Origin of the sequence: Collibacillus ludicampi (genome assembly GCF_023705585.1) — a bacterium.
Lineage (GTDB): Bacteria > Bacillota > Bacilli > Tumebacillales > BOQE01 > Collibacillus > Collibacillus ludicampi.
On record NZ_BOQE01000001.1, the window covers coordinates 712,548 to 738,930 of the forward strand.

Genomic DNA, 26,383 nt, shown 5'->3' on the forward strand with positions numbered 1-26,383 from the left:
ATCATGCCATCCTTCCCGTCTCTCTCAGCCGGTTGGAACTGTATGTGTGCACGAACTCTGTGAGCCGTTGCAACGTTTCCACCCGTACTTCAGGAAACACGCCATGTCCCAAGTTGAAGATAAACCCGGGTTTCTCCATTCCCTGATCCAGAATTTCTTTGGCTCGTTCTTCGATAACTTCCCAGGGTGCGAGCAAAATCGCCGGATCGAGATTGCCTTGGATAGCAAAAGAAGACCCTACTCGGTTTCGCGCTTCCGGAATGCTGATTCGCCAATCGATTCCGATCACATCGACAGATAATTCTCGCCAAATCGGGAGCAATTCCGCTGTGTTCACCCCGAAATAAATGAGCGGTGCATGGAGATCGCTTAATCCTTCCGCGATGCGTTTCATTGTCGGAAACACGTATCGGCGATAATCTTGGGGGGACAAGCTACCGACCCAACTATCAAACATTTGAACCGCTTCCGCCCCGGCCTCCACCTGCGCGCGCGCATAGGTGATCACCATGTCTGCCAAACGGTCCATTAACGCATTCCAAAGTTCCGGGGAACTGAACATCATGCTCTTGGTTTTCAGATAGTTGCGAGAAGGTCCTCCTTCCACCAGATAACTCGCAAGCGTGAAAGGGGCTCCGGTAAAACCGATTAAAGGCACTTTCAGCTCACGCCGCAAGATGCGAATCGTCTCAAGTGTTTTGGGGAGATCCTCTTCCGGTTCCACACGGCGAAGCTTTTGCAAATCGGACATTTGCCGAATGGGATGTTCAATGACAGGTCCATATCCGCCCTTGATATCCACCTGACATCCCATCGCTTTGATCGGGATCATAATATCGGAAAATAAGATGGCCGCATCCACTCCCAGTTGTTGTACAGGCAAAAGCGTCACTTCCGCACAAACATCCGGGATCTCACATATCTCCATTAGGCTGTATTTTTCACGTATCTTGCGATATTCAGGCTGATAACGTCCCGCCTGGCGCATATACCATACGGGAATCTGGTCCACGGGCGCTCGATTACATGCATATAAAAACCGTTCATTCCGCTCCAAACTATTCACCTTCTCTTTGCGGGAGATCACTTTTTTACAACCTATACCGTACATGATCATGAAGCCGGAATCAAGAAATTCCGGTCGTTATCCTCTTAAATTCATATCTACGCCACATTTTGTCCATAGATTCGAAAAAGATCGATACGATCCAAGACAAGGTTCACAAAAACGCCGTTTTCGAGAAAATACCACGCAGTTTCAGTGATCCGTAACTGTGTTATACTATTTTTGACAATCCTTCGCTTAACATTCATCTTTTGCGTGTCTGACAGGGTTCCTGACGAATCCTTTTCGCGTGAAGGCAGGGAAGCTTTCCCGTCGACTAAAAAAACAAGGAGTGAATCTGTATGAGTGAAGCAATACACACACTGGAGGGTTGGTTTGCCCTGCACGATTTTCGTTCGATCGACTGGTCTGCCTGGAAGGCGCTTTCTCTGGAAGAAAGAAAGGCCGCTCTCGATGAAGTGCTCACACTTCGACGTGCGTGGGGCCAAACGCAAGAACAGAAGCAGGGAAGTTCAGGATTGTATTCAATCGTCGGACAGAAGGCGGATCTCGTATTTGTACATTTCCGGCCCACCTTGCAAGAGCTGAACGAATTGGAAACGGAATTGAATAAAACGCTTTTCGCGGAGATCACCGTTCCCGCTTATTCGTACGTATCGGTCGTCGAGTTGAGTAATTATGTTGCAAAAGAAGGTGTGGACCCGGAAACAGACCCTTACATTCAAGGGCGACTCAAACCGACTTTGCCGGAAACGGAACACATTTGCTTTTATCCCATGAACAAGAAACGGGAAGGAAACGATAACTGGTATATGCTCTCCATGGAAGAACGCCGTGAAATGATGAGAAGCCATGGCATGATCGGACGCAAATATGCAGGCAAGGTCACTCAAATCATTACCGGGTCGGTCGGTCTTGACGATTGGGAATGGGGGGTCACCCTTTTCGCAGATGATCCCATTCAATTTAAAAAACTCATTTATGAAATGCGCTTCGATGAAGTGAGCGCCCGCTTCGGCGAGTTCGGTTCATTCTTCGTCGGCAATCGTTTGACGGATGATCAGTTCGTTCAGATGATGGAACTATAATCGATCCTCCTGCAGATGTTCTGCAGGAGGTTTTTTCATAGAATATTTTAGAAAGAATAACCTAATTTGAATTTTTGGAATAATGGAAGGTATAAAGGGAAATGCGGAGAATTATTTATACTACATAGTCAAATTTTTGGGTAGGGATAAGGAGTGAGATGATGTGAGCCGAGCGATTTCCTTCCCCTTCGCGATCCTTTCACTTCCGGATCTTTTGCAACAGACAGTAAGAAAGTACCCGGATCGAACGGCCGTCTCTTTTTATGGAAAGGAAATGGGGTATGTGGAATTAAACGTCCTTGTGGAACGTTTCGCTGCTGCACTCTATGAAAGCGGCATTCGCAAAGGAGACCGTGTGGCGATCATGTTGCCCAACTGCCCGCAGTATGTCATCGCTTTCTATGGGATTACCCGCTTGGGAGCGATCGTCGTGCAAATGAACACGATGTCAGTGGAAAGGGAAATCCAATTTTTCTTGTCCGATTCGGGAGCAACTGCTATGGTCGCTTTCGCCCCTGCCTACGAACACATCAGGAACAGCGGATGTATGGATCGACTGAAAAAACTCATCCTGGTTGAGTTTGACCCCGTCCATGACTCTTATGATCCGCCGGCCGTCCATTTTGATGAATTTCTGACTTCCCCCGCATTGAAAGCACTTCCGACATTTGAGATCGACCCATGTGAAGATGTTGCCGTTTTGCAATATACGGGTGGAACGACTGGTCGTCCCAAAGGCGTCATGTTAACACACGCCAACTTGACGGCGAATGCATACCAGTGTATGGATCGCATGAATGTCGCCCCTTCACATGATACTGCAGAGAGAATTCTCACTGTTCTGCCACTTTTTCATGTCTACGGGATGTGCATCTGTTTAAATATGGGGATTCTCATCGGTGCAACATTGATTCTGTTGCCACGCTTCCAACTCGAAGAGGCATTGCAAACGATCCGCGATACGAAACCCACCCTCTTTCCGGGAGTCCCTACGATGTATGTGGCCATCCATTCCTATCCGAAAGCGGAGGAATACGGTATTTCCTCCATACGCACCTGTGTCGTCGGTTCCGCTCCTATGCCTGTTCCGATTATGAAACAATTTGAAAAGAGAACTGGTTGCATTATGTTAGAAGGATATGGCCTGTCTGAAGCTTCTCCCGTCACCCATGTCAATCCGATCGATAAACGCAAGACGGGTTCCATCGGTACCGTGGTGGCAGGTACGGAAGCGAAAGTCGTCGATCTGCAAGACGGTACCAATGAGGTACTTCCCGGAGAAGCGGGAGAATTGATCATACGCGGTCCTCAGGTGATGAAGGGATATTGGAATCTGTCCGAGGAATCGAAACACGCACTTCGCGACGGCTGGCTCTATACGGGAGACATCGCCACATATGACGAAGAAGGATATTTTTACATCGTGGATCGCAAAAAAGATTTGATCATTGCAGGCGGCTACAACATTTACCCCCGCGAAGTGGAAGAAGTGTTATTTTCCCATCCGGCGATAAGGGAGGCTGCCGTAGTGGGCGTTCCCGATGATTATCGCGGAGAGACAGTGAAAGCGTATATCGCTTTGAAAGACGGAGCGAACCTTACGGCACAAGAGGTTATCGAATTTTGCCGCAAAAATCTCGCTTCATACAAAGTGCCACGCTTGGTTGAGTTCCGTCCCGAACTCCCCAAGTCAACCGTAGGGAAAATTTTACGCCGCGCACTCGCGGAAGAAGCGAGAAGAGAAACGGCCAATTGAGTGAAAATGGCGTATGGAAACCCACTTGAATCATGGGTCTCATACGCCAATTTTTCTGAAAGAAGGGTTGTCCGTTTGTCTCATGATCGGATCGAATCTCCCGCTCCTGCCGAACTTTAAAGGCAAAGGGGTTCGATATTTTCCTCATGTTACAAAAAACATAATGCTTGCCATTTTCATTTTCAAGAATCCTTCAAAAGGATGGGATTATTGATTCAGAGTGATCGTTACCGTTCGATTTTTATCATCCCATGCTACTTTTGCTCCAAGCGTTTCACTTACAAAACGCAGAGGAACCATCATTCTCCCTTTTATGATTTGGGGAGGTGCATCCAGTTGTATCAATTCATCATTTTTTAAGGCCATTTTTGAATCGATCTGTAAACTGATGGTCATGTTTCCTTTCGTAGCACTTGCCGTTCGCGTGTGAGCATCCCAATTAACTTTCGCCCCTAATGTTTCAAAAATGGCTCGTAATGGAACCAAGACGCGACCATTTTCGATGAGAGGAGACGGATCGTACGATTGTTTGACTCCGTTCACATATATCGAGAGAACGGCATTTTGATTGACTAGCGGTGAAGCATTGTTGACGGAGGCGGCATGATTTACTTGAGTTGCAGGATCGAATGCAGAGGCATCTAACTGTTTGACATAATCACCATACACCCAGCCGGTTTGATTATCGAAACGTACTTCGAACCAATTATCCATCGCTTTACTCAACAAAGTAAGTTGTGTTCCTGGTGCCAGCAACCCATACTTATCTGCTGAAATTGATGGTTGTACGCGAAAATTGACAGTGTCGGTAGTGATCCCTTTTGTGCCGGCTGGAAAAGCCACAATTTGCGTATGATTATTTGTATCGTTCGATGTATTCACTTTAATATAGTCTCCATAAACCCAGCCGATGCGATCGTTTACATTCACCAAATACCAGTTGTCGACCCCTTTACCAATGAGTAAGAGGTCGGTTCCTGAGGGTAATAACCCGAATGAATTTGCCGTCGTCGAAGGAAGGGCACGGAAATGGACATCATCGGTCGTTACCCCATGTGTCCCCGATGGGAACGTTGTTGAAAGTGTAGTGTTCAGAGATGTAGCAACCGTTGGACTCGCTTCGGAAGCAAAGACAGACTCAATACGGAACATTTGTGACATGGCTACCATGGTTATGAAGGCGCCCAAAACAAGCGAAATATTTCTTTTCCGTTTTGTGGAAACCATCGAATTCATGTTCATGGTTTTATCATTCACTCCTCCATCGATTTCACCGACAAAATTCGACGGAGTCGCTTGATTATATAAGTAATCAAAAAGTCCTAATTCCAAAGTCCCGAAATGCATGAATGTACGATCTTATGACGTGATCCGTTGAAAACTCGGCAAACGAAGTACTTGAGAAAATCGCTGCCGTTCACGGATCGCATACGAATGCTCTTCGTCTGTTAGACCTGTATCAAACACCGTGATCCTCTTCCTTTGTACAGCGAACTTGAGGCGGTGGATCACCTCATCCATGCGAAGAGGTGGAAGGAAATGTTCATTCATGCTGCGAATCGTTCCCTGCTTCACTTCGGGCAGAGGTCGGTGTTTAGGCTCCACCAGGTGAAGCCCCGCACGTTCGTACCATTCGGCAATCCTCGTTACATGCTCTTGGCCTCTCCCTTCGACCAAGAGAAACGCTTGAATAGCGATCGCACCCGCTATGCGACGTTGGGCGATACCGGAAAATTTATATCCGGATATCGCAATGTCGAAATCTCCCGGGCAATAAGAGCCGTATACCTCCCCGATCTCGACCGAACTCCACCCCTCAAGAGACATGGAAATGAGGTCTGCAAGCGCTTCAAATCCGGCTCGTATTGAGAGCGACCCTTGATCTCCGATTGGTAAGATCAATGAAACATTCAGCACTCCCTGATCGAGGATGACACACGCACCGCCGCTCGGGCGAACGGCGACGTCAAACCCTTGTGCACAAGCCCATTCGGTCGCCTGCTTAAATCCCGGCAATCGCTCATCCCTACGTCCCAACATGAACGCTTGATGGTACCGCCAAAGTCTTAACGTTGGCTGTACTTGCCCTGCTGCCACCGCATGTGCGATTCCCTCATCCAATGCATGGTTCCATAACGGATCGTGCGTGACGATTCTATCGGCGTGATTGAGAAAACGGATCTCTTTTACGAGTTGTTCCAACGTCATCATATGAGAATCTCCCGTCACATCTTTTTTGAAAATGTGTAGTTTAGCGGGCGTATACTTTGCGTTTGCGCTCCGTGGAGGGCGTTTCAGCGGGTATATGCTTGGCGTTCATGCTCCGTGGAGGTCGTCTCGCTTGGAATATGTTTAGTTGTTGCGAGACGACCTCCAAAGTCGCTGTTTCACGCCAAGCATATGCTCCTTTAACGTTCCAATGGAAGCGAGACGACCTTCAAAGTCGCTGTCTCACGCAAAGCATTACGCCCACCCAATGTCACTTTTCATCCTCTGATGGCGCCGTCGCTTGCGGCATGGTGGGCTATCTTGAAAACTAGTGCTTGGGTGGGTGTATCGCTTTGCGCTTGGGTTCGATGAAGGTCGTCCCGCTGGGATTCTTTACAGAGGTTGCGGAACGACCTTCAACTCACCTCTGCGCCGCAAAGCGATACAACCCACCCAAAAGCCACTCCGTTTCTTGAGATAGCCTTATACTTCTTCCCTCACAAGAAACTTTTCATCCTCTGATGGCGCCGCTTGCGGCATGGTGGGCTATCTTGAAAATGAGTGCTTGAGTGGATGTATCGATTTGCGTTCATGATTCTTGACGAATCTGCAAATATCTTGCATGCAGTTCGGGAAGGCGACGATCCATGCGAATGGGTTTCAAAGTGCCCGCTTCCGCCAAAACATGGTGAGTTGTCCCTTCGCAAAGCAACTCACCCTCTTGGTTATGAAATTCATACGCATAAGTCACGCGAAAACCGTTGTATTCCGCGACCCAAACGGTCGCCGTCACCCGATCTCCATAATGAGCGGCTTTCTTGAAATTAAAATTCACATTGAGAACAGGAGAAACGATCCCTCTCCTTTCCATTTCCGGCCAGCTGAATCCCACTTGTTCGACCAGGTGGGTGCGAGCTACTTCCGCCCAAATGAGATAGTTCGCGTGATAAACAACTCCCATCATATCCGTTTCTGCGTAACGTACTTCAATCTCCGTTTGAAATTTCTGCACAACGTTCCCTCCTGCATGTCTAACGAAGTTTATACCCCTACTTCGTTCTGCAGTTTTTTATACCTTTTGTACATGGCGATGCGCCATGGCACGATCATTCCGAATGCGAGAATGAAAAAGAGAGCCCCCGTTTGTTGCAAATTCACAAACTCTTCCACAAAACCACGTAATGCGATGCGTAACGCGAGTAATCCCAACAGGATCAAGGGAAACATTTTTGACCGTTTCAGGTAGACCGCCCCATCGATCACCTGCATCTGAGAAGTTGCAATCAATGGATAGGAAAACAAGATTCCTACCAATAAAGCGATGAACGCGTAAGTGATCGGTACACGAAATTCCGGGCTTATAAACATCAAGAATCCCGTACTCATCCCTAATGGCGGAATGAGAATTTTGCGAAGGGAAGTCGGCTTTTTGGCCGCCCGCATACGAATTCCGATGACGAGCAGCGCCATTCCGATCGCAACGAGCGTACTGATCCACTGCATGTTCGTCGTTCCTGTATATGGCATGTGAATCCTCCTTATCAACACCGTCTCGAGCCTTAAAGTTCACATGTAGGATCCCTTTTTCATCCTTCCACCGATATTATTTCAGTGAAGTGGGCCCCTTCCCTATACGATACTACAAATTTTTAGGCATCGAAAGAGTGCAATCGATCCATCTTTTCCCCTTATCACGTCATCACTGATGACTTGGTTGTCGTTCGAACTACCTTTAAAAGCTAGTGCTTGGTTAATTGAAAATTAATGCTTGGGTGGATATATCGCTTTGCGCTTGGGTTCGATGAAGGTCTTCGAGGCATATGCTTTGCGCTCATGCTCCGTGAAAGTCGTCATTGCGGGCATATGCTTGGCGTTCATGCTCCGTGGAGGTCGTTTCATCGGGTATATGCATTGCGCTTATGCTCCGTGAAGGTCGTCTCGCATTGAATCATAATCAAATGTTGCGAGACGACCTTCAAAGTCGATATTACGCGCAAAGCATATGCTCTCTTATCGGTTTAAAGGAAGCGGAACGACCTTCAACTCACCTCTGCGCCGCAAAGCGATACAATCCACCCAAAAGCCACTCCACTGCTCGTGGCAGACTTAATCCTCTCTTCTCGCACAAGAAACTTTTTATCCTCTGATGGCATCGCTTACGGCAAGAGGGCTTTCTTAAAAAACAAGAAAGATGCACCTATTCCGGTACAATGGCCGTTGATCATACAGCCAAGCATACCGGAAAGATTGCACCTTCGGGGTTGCCCATTTCAACTTGTTATCACGATTGGCTATAGGACGAATGCTTCCCATGAACCACAGCATGATTTTGGGGGCAGCGATCATTCGCAACCACTTCGCCGAACGGACCCGTCAAGAATCGTTGGGACACGGAAGTATTCGTCATTGAAAGCGGCAAGTGGGGGAAAAGAAGTTCCGCCACCCGGTAAGCCTCTTCCAAATGCGGATACCCCGACAAGATGAAAGTCTCAATCCCTATGTCTGCATATTCCTTCATTCGTTCTGCTACCGATTTTGGGTCTCCGACCAATGCGGTTCCAGCCCCGCCGCGAACCAGCCCAACGCCCGCCCAAAGATTGGGGCCTATTATTAATCTTGAACGATCGCCGCCATGGAGTTGCGCCATTCTTTTTTGACCGACCGAATCGTATCGGGCGAATACTTTTTGCGCGAAACGGATTGTGTCATCGTCAACATATTGAATGAGTTCTTCAGCCGCCCGCCAAGCTTCGTCTTCCGTTTCGCGCACGATTACGTGGAGACGAATGCCGAACCGGATGCAACGGCCCTGTTTCGCCGCCAACGCTCGAACCTTGTCGATTTTCTCCGCAACCTGCGCTAACGGTTCCCCCCATGTTAAATACACATTCACATGCTTAGCGGCAACTTCAATCCCCGCAGGAGACGATCCCCCGAAGTACAAAGGGGGATACGGAGATTGTAATGGCGGAAACAACACTTTGGCCCCTTCGACTTGGAGGTATTTCCCCTGCAATTCCGTCTCATTTCCAGCCAACACTTCCCTCCATATCGAGAGGAATTCATCCGTCAATTGGTAACGTTCATCGTGATCGAGAAACAAGCCATCTCCTTTTAACTCTTCAGGGTCCCCTCCGGTGACCACATTGATCAGTAAGCGGCCATTGGACAACCTGTCGAACGTTGCGGCCATACGGGCCGATAAGGTGGGTGACATGAGTCCCGGTCGAACCGCGACTAAAAACTTTAATTTCTCAGTCACCGGAATCAATGAAGAAGCCAGAATCCAACTATCCTCGCAAGCTTTGCCTGTGGGTATAAGCACACCTGAGTAGCCTAACTCGTCCGCCGCCTGCGCAATTTGGCGCGCGTACGCAAAATTCACCGCACGTCCGCCGTAACTTGTGCCTAAATACCGCCCGTCTCCATGCGTAGGAATAAACCAAAAGATTTCCATCATGATTCCTCCTTGTGTGTAAAGCTATCTCGAAAATGTGTAGTCTGGCGGGCGTATGCTTTGCGTTCGCGCTCCGTGGAGGTCGTCTCGCATGGAATAATCATCAAATGTTGCGAGACGACCTCCAAAGTCGCTGTCTCACGCAAAGCATTACGCCCACCCAAAGATACTTTTCATCCTCTGATGACGCCGCCCATGTTGCATGAGTGGCTATGGAGATTCTGCACTCTTGTAGATGTTTTCTTGAACACGAATGGATTTTGGAATCAGCCCGAATTGATAGAACGTATCGGCAATCGATTGTTGTTCGCGAATGACTTGCTCGCTTATCGGCTCGATCCCGTAGTTTCTTCGTTCGGCTGCTGTTTCAAGAGGCGGAACAGGAATCCCCAACTGGGGAGATAACAGATTGGCAATATCCTGTTTATGATCTTTGCTCCAAACATCCACCTCATTCAGTTGAGAAAACAGTACTTTTATCACATCCGGATGGTTTTCTGCAAACGATCGTGTTGCCAAATAAAATTCATGGTTGGCTACGAGTCCCTGCCCATCCTTGAGTACCCTTGCTTTTACCGAACTTTCGGCTGCCGCGAAATAGGGATCCCAAATGACCCAGGCATCAACGCTTCCACTCTGGAACGCCGCCCGCGCATCTGCAGGTGCCAGATAAACCGGTTGAATATCCTGATACTTCAAACCGGCGGATTGAAGGGCTCTCACCAACAAATAGTGAACATTCGATCCTTTGTTTAACGCTATCTTTTTACCCTTAAGTTCCTTGATGTCATGGATCGGCGAGTTTTCCGGAACCAGAATGGCTTCACTATGCGGACTCGATGGCTCATGGGCCAGGTAGACGAAGGGAACCCCGGCAGCCTGAGCAAAAACCGGCGGGGCTTCACCCGTGTGGCCGATATCGATACTCCCTGCCCCCATGGCTTCCAAGAGTTGCGGCCCTCCCGGAAACTCTGACCATTCGACCCGATAGCCCAAATTCGCCAATTGTTTGTCAAGCGTTCCTTTTGCCTTAAGAATGTTGAACGTCCCGTATTTCTGATAGCCAATGTGAATCACCTTGCCATCCTTTTTAACAGCGCCCGCATCCGTACCACATGCCGTTGTGAGAACAGATATGAAAGTTAATAAAAGGGAGAGTACGATCACTGAGAGCTTCTTAAAAATTGATTGAGCAAGCATCTTGTGACCTCCCCGTTTCTTCATCCGTTCGGTAACGTTTGTTTGCTCAGGGCTTCCGTCAATTCGTGAATGGCGTCCTCCAAGCGGACTTGAATATCCTCGTGCAGTTCTGCTTTGTCTCCATCTCGTTGGACTTGAGACTCGAGGACATACACGCCTTGTAGAATGGTCCTTGCCCCCAGTGTAGAAAGTACAGGTTTTAGTGCATATTCAATGGCGAGTAGATGAGCCGATGTTCCGCCGATCAATAGCGGAAGAACGATCTTGTTCCGAAGTCCCCCTTGAGGAATAAGGTCCAAAAATGTTTTCAAAACTCCCGTATACGATGCTTTGTAAACCGGGCTGGCAACAATGACTGCCGATGCTTTCGAGATGAGCGCATTGGCTTGTTCGATGGCCGGGCTGTCATATCGCGCATAAATTAGATCTTCCGGCGGCAAATCCCGCACGCGAATCCAATCCGCTTGAAATCCGTTCTCTGCGAGACGGTCGTGCACAAACTCTAACACATGTGACAGACGCGATGATAACGATGGACTTCCGGAAAGGGTTACAATGTTTTCCATACAGACACTCCTTCGAAAGTAAATAAAAAGGAGACACAACAACACTCGCGCGTCGTTGTGTCTCCGGTGGTCCGGTCGACCAACAAAACCTATACGAATAGTAGGTATTAATTATGACCTTATATTACCATCGGCACAAACCGAATGTCAATGACTTTTTCGAAAACGATTCAAAGTTTATTTATAATTCTTTCTTTAAATGACGGCAATTCATCGAGTGGAAAACGAAATGTCGTTAAGACCATATCAATCCCCGCTCGTTTCAGTTGATCGATCCTTTCTGTGACTTGCTCGTACGAACCGATGAGACCTGTACGAAACCCCTCGTTGTTCGCCACAAAATCACTGATCGATGAGGAACAGGACCACATTCCTGTCGCACCTTTGGCATGTTGTTTAAAATTTTGAATCGTAGGGAGATCCGCATGTTCAATGATAAAGTTGTATTCTGCTATGGCCTCTTTTTCTGTTTCCCGAGCGATGACAAAAGCGTTTACTGCGAATCGAACCTGACGTTCATATCGTGCGGCAACAGTACGGACTCGTTCCATCTGCCGTTTCAATTGCTCCAAAGGCGCTCCATTCATGAAGTACCAATCGGAGTGTCGACCCGCCATTTCCTGAGCCTCTTCCGAGTTCCCACCCTGAAAAATGGATGGATAAGGTTTTTGAATGGGGGATGGCTGCATACTTCCTCCGCGAATTTCGTAATAACGCCCCCGGAAGGAAAATTCGACATTTCCCCACAACCCTTTGACCACTTGCAAATATTCTTCTGAACGTTTATATCGTTCCGTATGATCGGCCCAGGATATTCCGAACATTTCCTGTTCTTCCCGAAACCAACCGCTGACTAAATTCATATGCCAACGACCGTTGCTGATGTGATCCAATGTAGCGCCGATTTTCGCCAATGTCACAGGGGGCATGAAACTTGGCAAAACTGCAGAGATAAAATGAATGCGTTCTGTGGTAACGGCTAAAGGACCTACAATCGTCAGAGAATCCAGTTGTCCTCCGTGAACATGACTGCCCCCCAATCCTCCTTTATAGCGGGTAGGAAAGAGGATGAAATCGATGCCTAATTGATCGGCCAATTGGGTTAAACGAAGGTTGTAGGCGAAACTGCCATCAGTCTCCTGTTCAACATGGGAGCGAAGGAATCCTCCTGAAATGTTGGAGCCCCATATGGCAAATTTCATCTTCATGACGATTCTCTCCTTGTGTTCGATTTCGCGAGTTGCCATACTTGTTCCACCAGCGGGTCTTTGTCGTAATTGGCATACTGGATGGCATAAGACCGGACAGGATCTCCTGAATAGAATCGTTCATACAGCTCATGTCTGGAGGCAAATGAGCTTCCGATCAGATCCCAGGCCAATTTAAACAGCTTGATCCGTTGCTCAGCTGACGTTTCCGTCCCCCGGTAATACCGTTCAACAAAAGTTCCGATCGGTCCCGAAAGTTCGGATAGGCTTGAAGGCACTTGGATAAATCCGCCGGCTCCAATTTGCTGCAAGATTTCAATAGCACGAGGGTAATATCGTGAGCCCAGGTTGCGGGCCGTGGTGAGAGGTTCAACCGCAGGAATCCAAACGCCGTCCACAGTCGGTTGCGCCTGGTCATGAGCGTACAAAAGCAAAGACTTGATCGTTTCAACCTGAATGATCAGTTCGCCTAACTTTTCTTGTACATGCAAAAACCGGTCGGCTCCAATCGTTTTCGCAAGTTCATGACCGATGGCAGCGATGAATTCTAACTTGCTAAGCAATCGGACAACAGTGGGTTGTTGGCTCAATGCTGTGACCACAGGGTCCTGCCGCATGGTCCAAACGGCTTCCGGATCCTCTTTAATAAACACCCGTTCCCAAGGAATCAAAGCATCATCGAAAATAACGACTGCGTCCATCTCCTCAAATTGAGAACTTAACGGATGGTCCTGCTCTTGATCAGATGCAAACGACTCCCGGCAAACGAGATGAACCCCCGGAGTGGACACAGATACAGCAAACATCGAGGCGTAACGCTCGTCGCCTTGCGAACGACGGTGAAAAGGATAAACAAAAATTTCGTCAAAATAGGGAGCCCCAGTAGCGATCATTTTTGCACCCCGTACAATGATTCCATCTTCCGTCTCTCTGACGATCCGCAGATGAGTGTACGGGTCGTCAAATTCGGAGGAGAGTTTGGTCCGGTCAATCTGCGGATCATGCAGTGCAGTCGTGGACAACCAATCTTGATCGCGGCTGATTTCATAGTAGCGCTCGATTTTTTGCGCGAATTGATCATCCTTTCCTCCGAGTCGATGACGACGGGCATACCAGCCGGTCAACAATGATCTGGAGTAATCGGATAAACGGCTCATCATGCCAAACGTGGCGTCACTCCATATTTGATAAGCGCGCTCTTTGCGCTTCAAATCTTCCTTACTGTAAGGAACCAGAAAAGCGAGATGGGCCGCCACCCCTGAGTCGGGTGTCAAAAATGTGAGTTCATCCTTCGTGTCGGGATGGTCTTGCAAATCCAGCAAGGAAGCTTGAAAGGCCGGGTGCCGTGCGATGTCCTGGACTCGCTTTCCGTTCAACCAGACATTTCTGTTATCTTGTAATCGAGATCGGTAACGCTGACTTGCGCTCAACTTGTGAATCCTCCTTTTGTTCGGTTAATTTCCAAAAATCACGCAACCGCTGTTCGAGATGCCCCTTCTTGTAGTTCACATATTGATTCGCATAGGTCCGTACGGGATCCCCCAGATAAAAACGTTCATACAATTCGTGCCGGGAACCTAACGGACTGCCGATCAGGTCCCATGCCAGTTTGAAGAGACGGATGCGACTCTCGGCATCTGCTTTCGCGCCGCGATAATATTTGTTGATCAAAGCGGAGAGTTCACCATGAATTTGCTCGATTTTCGAAGGTACCTGAATAAAGCCGCCGGCCCCGATCTGCTGCAGAATTTCAATCGCACGCGGATAGTACCTCGGCCCTAAATTCCGGGCTGTTTCAATCGGTGTCAAATCGGGGATCCATGTACCGAATTCATCCGGCTTGGCCCCTGCCTCTGATGCATGCAACAGAGATTGGATCACCTCCAATTGAATGACCAATTCCCCCAACTTCTCCTGAACATGGAGATGATGATTCGCTCCGATTACATCAGCAATAGCGAACGCCACACCCGCAACAAATTCAAGTTTCACCAGCAATCGAACCACTGTGGAATGATAGGCCAGACTGTTGGCTGTCTCATCCATACGTAATTTCCAGACAGCTTCCGGATCGTCGCATAACAATACGCGCTCCCACGGGACAAAAGCATCATCGAACAATAAAATGGCATCCATTTCTTCATACCGGTTACTCAAAGGATGGTCCTCCGCTTGATCGGATGCAAACGATTCCCGGCAAACAATGTGCAGACCCGGTGTATTCGCGGGGATGATCATCATGTGAGCATGCGCAAGATCATCCTGTTGAATCCGGTGGAACGGGAATACCAAAAAATCATGTGTATAGGGAGCAGCGGTAGCGATCATTTTCGCTCCGCGCACAATCACTCCGTCTTGTGTCTTTTTGACAATGCGCAGGACGGCATCAGGATCTATCTGTTCTGAGGTCCCTCTTGAACGGTCAATCTGTGGATCCAACAGAGCCGTCGTCACAAACCGATGGTGATCACGCGCTTGTTCATAATATCTGGTGATTTTCTCGGAAAACTGTTTGTCAAACGCCCGGTATCTCTCTCTTGCCGCATACCATCCGGTGACAAGGGAACGCGCGTACTCCGAGAGCCGGCTCATGACCCCGTTTGTTTTCCTGTCCCAAATCTCAAAAGCGGTTGTACGCCTTTTGAGATCATCTGTACATGTTGGTACGAGAAAGGCGTTATGCACGTATTCTCCTGACAATGGACTCGGAAAACCGACTTGATAACGCGTTTCACAATCATCCAGGGTATCAAACAAGTGTTTCAAGGTAGTAAGCGTTCCTTGAAAAGCTGGATGTTCAACGACATTTTCCACTCGGGTACCGTCTAACCACACATTGCGGCCATCCCGTAAACTGTTGAGAAATCGTTCGCCTGTACTACTCATTTGTCTTCTCCTTTCCAAATATAAAAAGAGACAACCGACACATCCCTCCATTTGCCAGTTGCCTCTCTTCGCAGAGTCGGCATGAACCCATTAAGGTTTAATAAATCCTTGAAATTCCTTATCGATCAATTCGTTAAATTCTTTCGACTGGTATGCCTCTACAGGGTCTTTCACAAACGGTTGATTTTTATCCTGCGTACGCACGGTTAGGACAATGATATAGTTTTTCGGTGTCTGTTCCAGTTTGATGGCATCTGTCAGCTTCCACCCGGATGCGAGCGCATAGTTCCCGTTCACAAGCGCAAAATCGACATCTTCCAAGGAACGTGGAAGCTGAGCGGCTTCAAGCGGTACCATTTCTATTTTTTTCGGGTTTTCTATAATATCTTTCTCCGATGCATGCAGAACATCGGCATCCGGTTTCAACTTGATCAAACCAAACTTCTGCAACATGCCTAAGGCGCGGGCTTCATTCGTAGGATCGTTTGGTATGGATATTCTTGTTCCTTCCTTTACTTCATCCAGTGAATGATGTTTTTTGGAATATAACCCCATCGGTACGGTCGGGATGGGAATCACCCCCGTCAGATCCACATGATGTTCCTTAATGAAATTCTCTAGATAAGTCGTATTTTGAAAGACGTTGGCATCAATCGAACCGTTTACCAGCGCGAGATTGGGTTGAACATAATCATTGAACTCTACAAGTTCTACCTTATACCCCTTTTTTTCTAATGCGGGTTGAATCCCTTTCCTGATTTGGTCACTATAAGGACCTGCCGTGGCACCGATTTTAATCACTTTTTTATCGTTTGGAACCGCTTCTTTATTCGTCGATGATATGGAAGTCCCCGTCGTCGTCCCTCCGCAAGCCGATAAGAATAGGGCCAAGGACAGGGTGGTAAGAACGAAAAGTAACTTTTTTCTCATGTAGAAGCCCCCTATCTTTTATCCAGAACATGTGCGATCCTGCTTCCGATGAATTGAATGATCTGAACCAATAGGATCAATATGATCACTGTTGAGACCATCACTTCGGTCTGGAAGCGATAATATCCAAAGCGGATCGCCAAGTCTCCGATTCCTCCGACCGTTCCCGCCATCGCCGAATAAGAAAGCATGCTGATGGTGGTCACGGTCAATGCCGATATAAGACTGGAGCGAGCCTCGTTCAGCAGTACCTTCCAGATGATTTCTAAAGGCGATGCTCCCATGGCTACAGCCGCCTCTATGACCCCTTTAGGAACCTCTCTTAAAGATTGTTCAACCAAACGGGCAAAATACGGGATTGCCGCTATCGATAAAGGAACTGCGGCTGCTACAGGTCCGATCGTAGTACCAACGACCCATCGGGTGAGCGGGATCAAAGCTACTAATAGAATCACAAACGGCATAGAGCGCACGGTATTCACCACATAATCGATCACACGGTGAATCACTTTATGTTCAAAAATTTGACCGCGATCCGTAAAGAAAAAAAGAATTCCCAATGGTGTGCCGACGAATACTGCCGAACCCACCGAAATTCCTAACATGATGAAGGTTTGACCAATAGATATCCAAAAATCGGGAAGTAAAGAAGTGAGATTGTTAAACATAAGCCGCTTCCTCCCGAATCCTTTTTCCATTCGGATCTGCCAACAATATTTGGCCCAAATAAGACTTGACCGAAATCGGTTTGTCCGCAAGGTGCAATTCTTCAATCAAATGGCCATTCTCCATAACAGCAACTTTATTACATATTGTTTTTACGACTTCCATCTCATGCGTTACCAGCAAGATGGTCACTTTGTAGATTCTGTTAATCTCTTGTAACAAGGAAAGAATCGATGTTGTCGTTTGCGGGTCAAGTGCGGATGTAGGCTCGTCGCAAAGGAGCACTTTCGGACGATTGGCCAAGGCTCGCGCGATGGCAACCCGCTGTTTTTGCCCTCCACTCAACCGTGAAGGATAACTTGAAGCTTTACTTTCCAGCCCGACCACGTGCAACAATTCCTGGACTCTTTCTTGTCGTTCCTTTTTTCCAATCTTTGAAATTTCAAGGGCAAACTCCACATTTTCCGCTACCGTTCGGTTGCTCAACAAATGAAAGTGTTGAAAAATCATTCCAATCGATTGCCTTACGCGGCGAAGCTCTCTCGGTGAAAGGCTGGTTAAATCTTTTCCGTCTACGATGACCTTCCCGTGTGTGGGCCTCTCTAAAAGATTGATCATTCGTAATAAGGTAGATTTCCCTGCGCCACTGAATCCGATAATGCCGTATATATCGCCTTCTTCCACGGAAAGATTCATGGCCGTCACCGCTTGAAACGCACCTTTCTCTGTAAAATAGGTTTTCGACACGTTTTCCAATCTGATCATGTGAATCCCTCCCTAGCCAAAGTGAAACGAAAAAGAAAGAGGCACCTGTATGCTCGCGTTTTTTCACGAAACATCAGGTGCCTTCGGATGTCCGATCGGCAACGGATCATAGACTGCTCTCACGCCTTTGTGTACATGCGAGAGCCAATCCCGCGTCTTCCTCAGCAATCGATCGGTGCTATCGATTGAAGAAAACGTATGATCCGCTTGATGAATAATCTCTTTTTCACAATGGCTGTTCACTTTTCTTAAAGCGAATAATTTTTGGTAGAGAAAGCAATACTCCACCGGAATCACTTCATCATGACTTCCGTGGATCAACAAAACATCTCCCGTAAAATGTTTTGCTTGTTGAAAAGGATGGTAACGAGACAGAGAAGCAAAAAAGTTGGTCGACAAAGAATACCCTAAATAATCAACAGCTCCGGAGCGTACCGATTCCTCATATGCCTTCTTTCCTACAATCCTGACGATATCATGAAACGGATGAGCGACAGCCGACCACAAAACGAGGGTTTTCACCCGTGGATCGACCCCGGCAGTGAGTATGGAAACGGCCCCTCCCAGGCTGTGGCCTAACAGAATCACTCCCTCCGGATCCACCCCTTCAATCTCTAAGCCGTAATCAATCACGTGACGCGTTTGTTCAATCAACGCTTCCAAGCCTCCAGCGCCATAATCCCCCGTACTCTCGCCACATCCCCCGTAATCAAAGCGCAAAACCGCAAAACCGGCATCGCTCAGTTCCCTGGCCGCTTTGACAAATAACCGGTTGACACCGATACGGCTCCCCACAAACCCATGGCATATGATGATCAAGGGGTATTGAGACGGTTGTCTGATCGCCCTGTCTCTCTTGCACGAAGGAAAATGAATCGTCGCCGCAAGATCCAAATCATGACTGTGAATCGTCATCTGTTTTTCCAATGGTATACACCTCTCTTCGTAACCAATCTGCGACTCAAGTAAGCGTCAAAAACCCATTCAGATAATCTATAAACCTTGGTTCATAAAAAAACCCAGTTCGGTCGACTGGGAATGAAAGCCCACTCGAACCTCGGCCGAGATCGTGTCTCCGGTTGTCCGGTGGACTATTTTATTATTTCGATAAGAATACTTGGTTTTATGACAGAATCGTATCACCTTTTTTCGAGAGGGTCAACACTTTTTTCATTCATTCGCAAAATGAAGCTCATACGGTCAATCACTCCGAAAAGAACAACTCTAGGTCACATAGGCACATTTTTTTCTTTCTGCATACAGTATTGTATCCTGGGCGATCGCACAGATGTGTACTCAGTATCGTATTTGAATCGATCCTGTAAAGAATTTTACAGCGGGAGGTAAAAGACAATGTGTGGAATCGTAGGTTGGATTGATTGGGATAAAGATTTGCGTCATCAACAAGCTCTCATCAGAGAGATGACCGATACACTGACAAACAGAGGTCCTGATGCATTTGGAAGTTGGTATTCCAAGTATGCCGCTTTCGGACACCGCCGTCTGATCGTCGTTGATCCGGAAGGCGGTGGGCAGCCTATGATTCGTCGGTTTGGCGACCGCACCTATGTGATGGTCTATAACGGGGAATTATACAATACGGAAGATTTGCGGAAAGAACTGCTCGCACGCGGTCACACATTCCGTTCCCATTCGGATACGGAAGTCCTGTTACATTCCTATGTGGAATGGGGAAAAGCGTGCGTAGAACGCCTGAACGGAATCTTCGCTTTCGCCATCTGGGAAGAAAAAGAGCAGACGCTCTTTCTAGCACGCGACCGTCTCGGGGTTAAACCGCTTTTCTATGCCCAACGCGGCAGTGCCTTCTTATTTGCATCAGAAATCAAAGCGCTCCTCGCCCACCCGTCCGTACAACCGGAAGTCGATGCGGAAGGATTAGCCGAGATTTTAGCACTTGGCCCCGCTCGTACACCCGGTCACGGGGTATTCCGCGGTATCGCCGAGTTGAAGCCTGGGTATAGTTGCTTCTATAACCGAAACGGTGCTCAATTGTATCAATACTGGGAGCTCAAGAGCGAGCCCCATACGGATGATTTGGAGACGACAGTAGAGAAGGTTCGCGATTTGCTTCAGGACGCCATCGTACGCCAGTTGGTTTCAGACGTTCCCGTATGTACATTGCTTTCCGGCGGGCTTGACTCAAGCACGATCACTGCATTCGCCCATCATGCGTTTCTTCGTTCGGGACAGGAACCGCTTCATAGCTACTCAGTCGACTACGTGGATAATGATATCCATTTCCGCATGAACCAATTTCAACCCGATCCAGATGCGCCTTGGGTCAAACGTGTGTCCGAGTATTTAGGGACCATACACCACTCGATTCAAATCGATACGCCAGAATTGGTAGAATCATTAAAAACCGCCGTCTTCGCCCGCGATCTCCCTGGCATGACCGACGTTGACAGCTCTTTGCTCTTGTTCTCCCATGAGATTAAAAAAGAGGCCACTGTCGCTTTGTCCGGCGAATGTGCCGATGAAGTGTTCGGCGGGTACCCCTGGTTTCACCGAGAAGAAATGTTATCGGCGAATACGTTCCCTTGGTCTCGTTTTCTACATGAACGTGTCCGTTTCTTTTCTCCTGAACTCAAGGAACACATTCATCCCGAAGAATATGTGGCGGAACGATACGATCAGGCTTTGGCCGAAGTGCCCCGATTGAAAGGGGAAAACGTAAAAGAGGCACGCATGCGCGAGATGTTCTATCTCAACCTGACCCGTTGGATGCCCACCCTCCTCGACCGCAAAGACCGAATGAGCATGGCTGTAGGCCTGGAAATCCGCGTTCCGTTTTGCGACCACCGTCTTGTTGAATATATGTGGAATGTCCCGTGGGAGTTCAAAAGTTGTGACCACCAGGCAAAAGGAATTTTGCGCAGGGCATTAAAAGGGATTCTGCCGGATGATGTGCTCACGCGCAAGAAAAGCCCTTATCCGAAGACACACAATCCTGCATTTCTGGCAGCCTGCAAGGAATGGGCGCTTCAGATCCTTGAAGACCCCGCATCGCCTCTTCTTCCATTGATCGATGCAGAAGCGGTCCGTACATTCGCCAAGGAGTGTGACAGAGAAACGAACATCCCCTGGTTCGGCCAGTTGATGAACGCACCGCAATTGTTTGCTTACCTGGGACAAATCGACACGTGGTTGAGGGAGTATCGCGTAACCATCGTCTAAACGAGAAAGTCCATTCGAAGTGGAGCCAATGATGTAAGGCGGAACATAGTGGAAGCCTTTCTTGACAACCCGAAAGTATTACACATGGCGAAACGATAAAGGGGAACCGTACGAAACCGGTCCCCTTTTTTGATTCAACAACCTATTCTTTATCAATTGAAATTCCCTTTCAATAGCCGTTTCCCCAGCTCGGTCAACCCATTTTTGAACACATTCATTGGAGTGATAAGCGAAGATCGAACGCTAAATCCTTTGCAAAAATAAAAACCTGCTGGAAAGTTTAGTCGAACGTATCTTCGAGAAATCGTTTCACAGTTTCTCCAACTCTTCCCCCAAAAATTTGGCGATTGCAAGCATGCCAAACTTTTCTGCTTTCGCTTCAGCTTCCGAATTGTAATTCGTATTGGTGTTCACATCATAAGTGAAGATTTCTCCGTCTTTATTACGGATAAATTCGATACCTGCAATGTGAATGTTGTTGTCCGCCAGGAATTTTTCATATTGTTGGAGGATTGGGTCGTCAAATCCCTCGATAATTTGAAATTTAGGTTTTGTAGGAACCTGCTCTCCTACAGGACAGAACATGTCTCCAATCTGACAGGCATCAGCGGGACACAGTTCAAAACCTGCCGAAGTATCAACTCGGACAGCATAAAGAAATTTGCCGCCGACAAATTCACACCGGGTAATATATGGCTCCGGCGCTTGAATATACTCCTGAACCAATGTAATCCCGTCCACCGGCTCTTCGAATGCAGGACCCTCCACATATTCCTTTAGGCTTTCAAAGGAGTGGAATAATTGCACTCCTAAACCTTTGCCTGCGCGGTTATGTTTGGTAATGAAGGATTGCCCTTCAAATCTTTTGGCGGCCTCCAAAATCTGCTCTTTTCCAACGGCCGCAATGGTTTTTGGCGTGCGAATTCCGTAAACATTAAGCGCCATGTATTGCGCAACTTTGCTTACTTCAAGTTGCAAAGCCCGGCTTCCGTTGAAAACCTTTCTGCCATGTCTTTCTAACCAAGCCAGAACGGCTCCTGTCAACTCAGGCGCGTACCGATGATCACGGGTATGAGAAGAGGCGCTCATACGGTTGTAGAAAACTCCCTCTGGGGGAACTGTTGTTAGATCAATGATTCCCTTGTCCAAAAACCATTCTTCATAAGGAAGCTTTAATTCATCCAATCTCCTTGTCAGATGTATGGTCCATTCGCGATTTTCATGTATGATATAGATTTTTTTCATGTAACGATTCCTCTTTCTCGACTACCGTCTATTAAATCAAAGTCATGCTACTATAAAACCGGGCGAAGAGTCAATGTATCTAACCGTGTTACGAAGGATTCCACATATTGTGCAAACGATTTATTGGTGTCTGAGCCTTTTGCATTATTCCTAGCCCTTATGCCGTAAGACATGGAACACCGTTTATCTTGCTGAGGCAGTAAAAGTATTGCAGGAATAGGGATTGATCCAAGAAGTCAATAATAATCTAAAAAGCTGGTTATTTCTTACTTAGCGTAGAAATAATCAGCTTTTTATTTCCACAATTTGTATTATCATATGTTTTCCGTGTTTTGTTGGTACTCCCCCTCTTAAATGTATGGCCAAGAACTCAATCACAGGAAGAGGAACATCTTCAGCGCTGTCAGGAAACCGGGCCTCATGCTGGAAGTATTTGAACAACACAGCAAATCCAAACCGCGTCTCGAAGTTCTTGGCTTGAATTAGTTGCCTACTGGTCGCAATAAACTAAACTATTCAATCCTTTCCTAAAGGGACGTTTTCTTTACTTATCGCAAACCAACCTGGCGTTGCTTCAATTACATTCCAAAGTTTTTCCGGAATATCGAGTTGGTTTATCTTCGAAACTTTCAACTCCGTATCGATTTCACTCTCACGTCCATTTGCGACCATTTCAACCCATTCAGGATTCATGATTAACGCTTGACCAATAGCAGCTAGAGATAACCCTAATTCTAACGCTTTTGCTACTTCATCTGGCGTTCTCATTGAACCCGCAGCCAACACAGGTACTCTGCCATTTACACTCTCAAGAATCAATTCAAGGTATGTTTTATTATCTTGACTGTCTACTGGCTTTGAGACAAGCGCATTGGCCAATGAAATATGTACATAATCTACATCAAGTTCAATCAGGCGTTCAATTAGTTCATAGGTATCTTTTATTCGTAATCCGCCTTCTTGTGGTTCGTCAGGAGATAATCTGTATCCTAGAATAAATGGTTTTGTCGCATGTTTTTCAATGACTTTCTTAACTTCTTGAACGACTGCCAGTGGAAAACGTAAGCGATTTTCTAGCGATCCACCCCATTGGTCCTCTCGTCTGTTAAAAAACGGAGACAAGAAATTTTGAATTAAAAATCCATGGGCGCCATGAATTTCAACACCGTCAAACCCTGCTTCAATCGCTCGTCTCGTTGCTTCGCCAAACGCATGAATCATGTCCAAAATTTCTTCATGTGATAATGCTCGGGGTTTTACGTTGCCCTGAGTAAATGCAGTAGCTTCTGTCTCCAATGCGCTTGCACTGACTACATCTGCATTCGGAATAAGATCCGGTACTGCTTTGTTACCTGCATGGAAAATTTGCAGTACCGCAGGAGCTCCCCCGCTTTTTGCAGCTTCAGCCAATTTCCGTAAACTCGGTATAAATTTATCATCATATGCGGCAAATTCATTCGTGAAACCAATTCCATTAGGAGTAACATGAGTACAACCTGTAATAACGAGGCCGACACCATTTACCCTACGTCGATAATATTTATCTTCAGCATCTGAGATGGTTAAATCGTCATTAGCTGACCAAGTAGTCATAGGTGCCATAACTACTCTATTTCTAATAGATATTCCATTTCTAAATGTAAAGGGTTCAAATAAGTTGCTATATTTTGCGTTCATTTTCTAACCTCTTTCTGAATGGTATTCATCAATGTTGTTAGTTTGTCCTATTTTGTAAAGACCTTTAGCTTTATTAGCATGGCTACTGAAGGCATTTTTTAATGGGCACCACCACCTTTAAAAACGAATGTTCGTTTATTTATGTTTTAAAAAAATTAATCCCATACATATGTTTCAAATTTAACGTGCTTGTTTTTTATATTAAACGATCATTCGATTATAATCAAGATATTATTAAAATCAGAGGTAGCAGGTTTTTTTTCTAACGTAACGGAGTTAATTCTTGTTCCAAAATATAACCATTTGCTCCCTCTGATGAAAAGTCTTGATGGATTCTTAAGCTTTTACAGCATCCCAACTCATTTGAATAATTTCCTTTAAATTATCCTGATTCAATTCAGATTTCCCATTAAAATGTTCTTTAGCAAATTGCATGACCGGGTTAAATGTAAAGATAACCAGCAGATTTGTATCAACTTGTTTGAAAACACCTTGTTTCTTCCCTTTTTCAAATAAGCTGTAAATCGGTTCAAACAATTCTGTTGCTTCTTTACGAGATAATTTATGAAGGAGAGGGGAATTTCCAAACTGCTCAATAAATAAAAAGTAATCTTTGTTGTTCAAGATAAAATCAACAAATTTTCTTAAAATGGTTTCAAATGCTGTTTGTAATGGAGTTGAATCATCGAAGTTATGGAAAATTTCTAGACTCATCTGCTTTTTAATACTCAAATACAGTTTGTTAATCAAATCCTCCTTATTCTCAAAATAAACGTAAATAGTTGAAGCAGATACGTTGGCTTTCTTAGCGATCTTCGACATAGAAGTTTCGGCAAGACCAAGTTCATTTATAAGCTGGATAGCTGCATTAAAAATGCTTTCGTTTTTATGTTCATCTTTATGTCTCATGCCTCCAATATTAAATGATCGTTCGATTAAAATCAAGTCAATCCCAAGGGCGCATATAGCACGAGTGTTTCAAGATCCTTTTCAATTTGCTCCTTCTATCCCAAATAGACTCATTTTGCTAACAGTCTTGACATGAAACCAAAAGGTTTCTTATTATTTGGATATGAAACCTTTTGGTTTTATTTAATTTGATGTGGAGGTTTAAAAATGGAAGGAAATCGTAAGGGTACGTTGCCTGATATTCGTAAAACGGCCATATTTCATGCGCCGATTCAGAAAGTATGGGAAGCAGTCTCGACTTCGGAAGGAATTGCCGCATGGTTTATGCCAAATGATTTTCAGCAAGAAATAGGACATGCTTTCACTTTGCAAACGCCTTTCGGACCCGTACCTTGCAAAGTGCTGGAACTTGATCCTCCTAACCGCCTTTCCTTTGCTTGGGATACATTCGGTTGGCGCGTTACTTTTGAATTAAAGGAGCTAGAAGGAAAAACGCAATTTACCCTCATTCATTCCGGTTGGGGCGAACCTTATGAGTTGATTCCAAGAGTGTCAGAAAAACATTCAGTGGTACGTGACAGGATGGACAATGGTTGGGATCCGCTTATTAACGTTAATCTCCGCAAGGTGGTTGAGGCATAGATGGGCTCTGCCTTGCCTAAGTATGACGTCTTTCAGGCAATTGCCGATCCGACCCGTCGCGAGCTATTGAGACTGCTTGCAGATAAGGAAATGTCCGTTACCGTTATAAGCAGGCATTTTCCCATGACTCGTACGGCTGTTTCCAAGCATCTTCGTATTTTGTCGGAAGCAGGACTTGTCAGGGAGCAGAAAGTGGGGCGGGAGAAGCGATACAGGCTCCAGCCGGAGCCGCTGCTCGAACTGAAGCAGTGGCTTTCCTTTTATGAACGTTTTTGGGACAATAAGATTTCAATGCTTAAACATTTAGTGGAAAACGAGGAAATAAGCGGTCTACATCTCGTGGTATCTACAAGCGATGAGGAATCGAAGGATTAATGTAAAAAGTTAAGAATCATTGGTGCTGGTCACATTGAAAATCAGTGCTTGGGTGGGTGTATCGCTTTGCGCTTGGGTTCGATGAAGGTCGTTCAATGAGGCAAATGCTTTGCGCTCATGCTCCGTGGAGGTCGTCTTGCATGGAATCATATACAAATGTTGCAAGACGACCTCCAAAGTCGCTATTACGCGCAAAGCATTTGCCTCTTTACGTATAAAGGAAGCGGAACGACCTTCAACTCACCTCTTCGCCGCAAAGCGATACAACCCACCCAAAAGCCATTCCGTTTCTTATGGCAGCATCAAACTTCTTTTCCTCACAAGAAACTTATCTCTCACGGAATATAATCAAAATTTTGCGAGACGACCTCCGTCGCTGTCTCACGCAAAGCATTACGCCCACCAAAAGCCACTCCGTTTCTGATGGCAGCCTCAAACATCTCTTTCCTCACAAGAAACTTGTCTCGCACGGAATATGATCACATGTCCCGAAACATCCTCCAAAGTCGTTGTCTCACGCAGAGCATTACGCCCACCCAAA

24 protein-coding genes are annotated in these 26,383 nt (G+C 46.5%); 5 read left to right on the forward strand and 19 right to left on the reverse strand.

Translation table 11 applies throughout. The annotated features are described in order from the left end of the window. Position 1 precedes the first annotated feature (1 nt). Positions 2-1,057: a uroporphyrinogen decarboxylase gene (gene hemE / locus DNHGIG_RS03680; protein WP_282198391.1), complete on the reverse strand. Its 1,056-nt coding sequence runs from the start codon at positions 1,055-1,057 to the stop codon at positions 2-4. A gap of 350 nt (positions 1,058-1,407) precedes the next feature. On the opposite strand from hemE, the gene hemQ reads away from it, so the two are divergent. Together hemQ and DNHGIG_RS03690 are read left to right on the forward strand one after the other, a co-directional pair. Then, complete coding sequence (hemQ, locus tag DNHGIG_RS03685) at positions 1,408-2,154, forward strand: hydrogen peroxide-dependent heme synthase (RefSeq protein ID WP_282198392.1); 747 nt, start codon at positions 1,408-1,410, stop codon at positions 2,152-2,154. A gap of 163 nt (positions 2,155-2,317) precedes the next feature. Beyond that, positions 2,318-3,910 (forward strand): long-chain-fatty-acid--CoA ligase, encoded by a 1,593-nt coding sequence (locus DNHGIG_RS03690; RefSeq protein WP_282198393.1) that lies wholly within the window; start codon positions 2,318-2,320, stop codon positions 3,908-3,910. Between the two features lie 207 nt (positions 3,911-4,117). Here DNHGIG_RS03690 and DNHGIG_RS03695 read toward each other — a convergent pair whose 3' ends face one another. The 14 genes from DNHGIG_RS03695 to DNHGIG_RS03760 form a co-directional block, all read right to left on the reverse strand. Next, a complete protein-coding gene (locus DNHGIG_RS03695) occupies positions 4,118-5,257 on the reverse strand; it encodes a stalk domain-containing protein (RefSeq protein ID WP_282198394.1) in 1,140 nt (379 codons plus the stop codon). A 12-nt stretch (positions 5,258-5,269) separates the two neighbouring features. After that, complete coding sequence (locus tag DNHGIG_RS03700) at positions 5,270-6,121, reverse strand: lipoate--protein ligase family protein (protein ID WP_282198395.1); 852 nt, start codon at positions 6,119-6,121, stop codon at positions 5,270-5,272. Positions 6,122-6,707: 586 nt separating this feature from the next. Next, positions 6,708-7,130, reverse strand: coding sequence for an acyl-CoA thioesterase (locus tag DNHGIG_RS03705; RefSeq protein WP_282198396.1), 423 nt, complete (start codon positions 7,128-7,130; stop codon positions 6,708-6,710). Positions 7,131-7,159: 29 nt separating this feature from the next. After that, positions 7,160-7,645 (reverse strand): CcdC family protein, encoded by a 486-nt coding sequence (locus DNHGIG_RS03710; RefSeq protein WP_282198397.1) that lies wholly within the window; start codon positions 7,643-7,645, stop codon positions 7,160-7,162. 754 nt (positions 7,646-8,399) lie between these two features. Further along, on the reverse strand, positions 8,400-9,575 hold the full coding sequence (gene ssuD / locus DNHGIG_RS03715) for an FMNH2-dependent alkanesulfonate monooxygenase (RefSeq protein ID WP_282198398.1): 1,176 nt from the start codon (positions 9,573-9,575) through the stop codon (positions 8,400-8,402). Between the two features lie 210 nt (positions 9,576-9,785). Further along, complete coding sequence (locus DNHGIG_RS03720; protein ID WP_282198399.1) at positions 9,786-10,775, reverse strand: sulfonate ABC transporter substrate-binding protein; 990 nt, start codon at positions 10,773-10,775, stop codon at positions 9,786-9,788. A 20-nt stretch (positions 10,776-10,795) separates the two neighbouring features. Continuing rightward, the gene (gene ssuE, locus DNHGIG_RS03725; RefSeq protein ID WP_282198400.1) at positions 10,796-11,341 is read right to left on the reverse strand and encodes an NADPH-dependent FMN reductase; all 546 of its coding nucleotides are present in this window, start codon (positions 11,339-11,341) and stop codon (positions 10,796-10,798) included. A gap of 170 nt (positions 11,342-11,511) precedes the next feature. After that, positions 11,512-12,549 (reverse strand): LLM class flavin-dependent oxidoreductase, encoded by a 1,038-nt coding sequence (locus DNHGIG_RS03730; RefSeq protein WP_282198401.1) that lies wholly within the window; start codon positions 12,547-12,549, stop codon positions 11,512-11,514. Continuing rightward, complete coding sequence (locus DNHGIG_RS03735; protein ID WP_282198402.1) at positions 12,546-13,979, reverse strand: 4-hydroxyphenylacetate 3-hydroxylase family protein; 1,434 nt, start codon at positions 13,977-13,979, stop codon at positions 12,546-12,548. Before DNHGIG_RS03735 ends, DNHGIG_RS03730 begins: the two co-directional genes overlap by 4 nt. Beyond that, complete coding sequence (locus DNHGIG_RS03740) at positions 13,939-15,435, reverse strand: 4-hydroxyphenylacetate 3-hydroxylase family protein (protein WP_282198403.1); 1,497 nt, start codon at positions 15,433-15,435, stop codon at positions 13,939-13,941. The genes DNHGIG_RS03735 and DNHGIG_RS03740 overlap by 41 nt, the downstream gene beginning before the upstream one ends. Before the next feature lie 90 nt (positions 15,436-15,525). Beyond that, positions 15,526-16,365 carry a MetQ/NlpA family ABC transporter substrate-binding protein gene (locus DNHGIG_RS03745; RefSeq protein ID WP_282198404.1) on the reverse strand — a complete coding sequence of 280 codons (840 nt, stop codon included), beginning with the start codon at positions 16,363-16,365 and terminating at the stop codon, positions 15,526-15,528. A gap of 11 nt (positions 16,366-16,376) precedes the next feature. Then, entirely contained in the window at positions 16,377-17,033 is a 657-nt protein-coding gene (locus DNHGIG_RS03750) for a methionine ABC transporter permease (protein WP_282198405.1), read from the reverse strand. Next, positions 17,026-17,796 (reverse strand): methionine ABC transporter ATP-binding protein, encoded by a 771-nt coding sequence (locus DNHGIG_RS03755; RefSeq protein ID WP_282198406.1) that lies wholly within the window; start codon positions 17,794-17,796, stop codon positions 17,026-17,028. Before DNHGIG_RS03755 ends, DNHGIG_RS03750 begins: the two co-directional genes overlap by 8 nt. A gap of 63 nt (positions 17,797-17,859) precedes the next feature. Continuing rightward, the gene (locus DNHGIG_RS03760; protein WP_282198407.1) at positions 17,860-18,723 is read right to left on the reverse strand and encodes an alpha/beta hydrolase; all 864 of its coding nucleotides are present in this window, start codon (positions 18,721-18,723) and stop codon (positions 17,860-17,862) included. 426 nt (positions 18,724-19,149) lie between these two features. On the opposite strand from DNHGIG_RS03760, the gene asnB reads away from it, so the two are divergent. Further along, positions 19,150-20,994 (forward strand): asparagine synthase (glutamine-hydrolyzing), encoded by a 1,845-nt coding sequence (asnB, locus tag DNHGIG_RS03765; protein WP_282198408.1) that lies wholly within the window; start codon positions 19,150-19,152, stop codon positions 20,992-20,994. Positions 20,995-21,303: 309 nt separating this feature from the next. Here asnB and DNHGIG_RS03770 read toward each other — a convergent pair whose 3' ends face one another. The 3 genes from DNHGIG_RS03770 to DNHGIG_RS03780 all read right to left on the reverse strand — a co-directional run bounded on the left by DNHGIG_RS03770 (position 21,304) and on the right by DNHGIG_RS03780 (position 24,825). Beyond that, on the reverse strand, positions 21,304-22,239 hold the full coding sequence (locus DNHGIG_RS03770) for an ATP-grasp domain-containing protein (RefSeq protein WP_282198409.1): 936 nt from the start codon (positions 22,237-22,239) through the stop codon (positions 21,304-21,306). Positions 22,240-22,755: 516 nt separating this feature from the next. Beyond that, positions 22,756-23,916, reverse strand: a complete 1,161-nt coding sequence (locus DNHGIG_RS03775; RefSeq protein WP_282198410.1) for an NADH-dependent flavin oxidoreductase — start codon at positions 23,914-23,916, stop codon at positions 22,756-22,758. 336 nt (positions 23,917-24,252) lie between these two features. Then, positions 24,253-24,825 (reverse strand): TetR/AcrR family transcriptional regulator, encoded by a 573-nt coding sequence (locus DNHGIG_RS03780; protein WP_282198411.1) that lies wholly within the window; start codon positions 24,823-24,825, stop codon positions 24,253-24,255. A gap of 207 nt (positions 24,826-25,032) precedes the next feature. Between DNHGIG_RS03780 and DNHGIG_RS03785 the strand changes: the two genes are divergently transcribed. Further along, positions 25,033-25,467, forward strand: coding sequence for an SRPBCC family protein (locus tag DNHGIG_RS03785; protein WP_282198412.1), 435 nt, complete (start codon positions 25,033-25,035; stop codon positions 25,465-25,467). Then, complete coding sequence (locus DNHGIG_RS03790) at positions 25,468-25,842, forward strand: ArsR/SmtB family transcription factor (protein ID WP_282198413.1); 375 nt, start codon at positions 25,468-25,470, stop codon at positions 25,840-25,842. It begins immediately after the preceding gene. 9 nt (positions 25,843-25,851) lie between these two features. On the opposite strand, the gene DNHGIG_RS03795 is transcribed toward DNHGIG_RS03790, so the two are convergent. After that, a complete protein-coding gene (locus DNHGIG_RS03795) occupies positions 25,852-26,037 on the reverse strand; it encodes a hypothetical protein (RefSeq protein ID WP_282198414.1) in 186 nt (61 codons plus the stop codon). Between the last annotated feature and the right edge of the window lie 346 nt (positions 26,038-26,383).

Coding starts and splice junctions, on each gene's coding strand:
- hemQ (WP_282198392.1), top strand. CDS start 1,408: ATGAGTGAAGCAATACACACACTGGAGGGTTGGTTTGCCCTGCACGAT.
- DNHGIG_RS03695 (WP_282198394.1), bottom strand. CDS start 5,257: ATGCATTTCGGGACTTTGGAATTAGGACTTTTTGATTACTTATATAAT.
- DNHGIG_RS03700 (WP_282198395.1), bottom strand. CDS start 6,121: ATGATGACGTTGGAACAACTCGTAAAAGAGATCCGTTTTCTCAATCAC.
- DNHGIG_RS03710 (WP_282198397.1), bottom strand. CDS start 7,645: ATGCCATATACAGGAACGACGAACATGCAGTGGATCAGTACGCTCGTT.
- ssuD (WP_282198398.1), bottom strand. CDS start 9,575: ATGGAAATCTTTTGGTTTATTCCTACGCATGGAGACGGGCGGTATTTA.
- DNHGIG_RS03720 (WP_282198399.1), bottom strand. CDS start 10,775: ATGCTTGCTCAATCAATTTTTAAGAAGCTCTCAGTGATCGTACTCTCC.
- ssuE (WP_282198400.1), bottom strand. CDS start 11,341: ATGGAAAACATTGTAACCCTTTCCGGAAGTCCATCGTTATCATCGCGT.
- DNHGIG_RS03730 (WP_282198401.1), bottom strand. CDS start 12,549: ATGAAGATGAAATTTGCCATATGGGGCTCCAACATTTCAGGAGGATTC.
- DNHGIG_RS03740 (WP_282198403.1), bottom strand. CDS start 15,435: ATGAGTAGTACAGGCGAACGATTTCTCAACAGTTTACGGGATGGCCGC.
- DNHGIG_RS03745 (WP_282198404.1), bottom strand. CDS start 16,365: ATGAGAAAAAAGTTACTTTTCGTTCTTACCACCCTGTCCTTGGCCCTA.
- DNHGIG_RS03750 (WP_282198405.1), bottom strand. CDS start 17,033: ATGTTTAACAATCTCACTTCTTTACTTCCCGATTTTTGGATATCTATT.
- DNHGIG_RS03755 (WP_282198406.1), bottom strand. CDS start 17,796: ATGATCAGATTGGAAAACGTGTCGAAAACCTATTTTACAGAGAAAGGT.
- asnB (WP_282198408.1), top strand. CDS start 19,150: ATGTGTGGAATCGTAGGTTGGATTGATTGGGATAAAGATTTGCGTCAT.
- DNHGIG_RS03770 (WP_282198409.1), bottom strand. CDS start 22,239: ATGAAAAAAATCTATATCATACATGAAAATCGCGAATGGACCATACAT.
- DNHGIG_RS03775 (WP_282198410.1), bottom strand. CDS start 23,916: ATGAACGCAAAATATAGCAACTTATTTGAACCCTTTACATTTAGAAAT.
- DNHGIG_RS03780 (WP_282198411.1), bottom strand. CDS start 24,825: ATGAGACATAAAGATGAACATAAAAACGAAAGCATTTTTAATGCAGCT.
- DNHGIG_RS03785 (WP_282198412.1), top strand. CDS start 25,033: ATGGAAGGAAATCGTAAGGGTACGTTGCCTGATATTCGTAAAACGGCC.
- DNHGIG_RS03790 (WP_282198413.1), top strand. CDS start 25,468: ATGGGCTCTGCCTTGCCTAAGTATGACGTCTTTCAGGCAATTGCCGAT.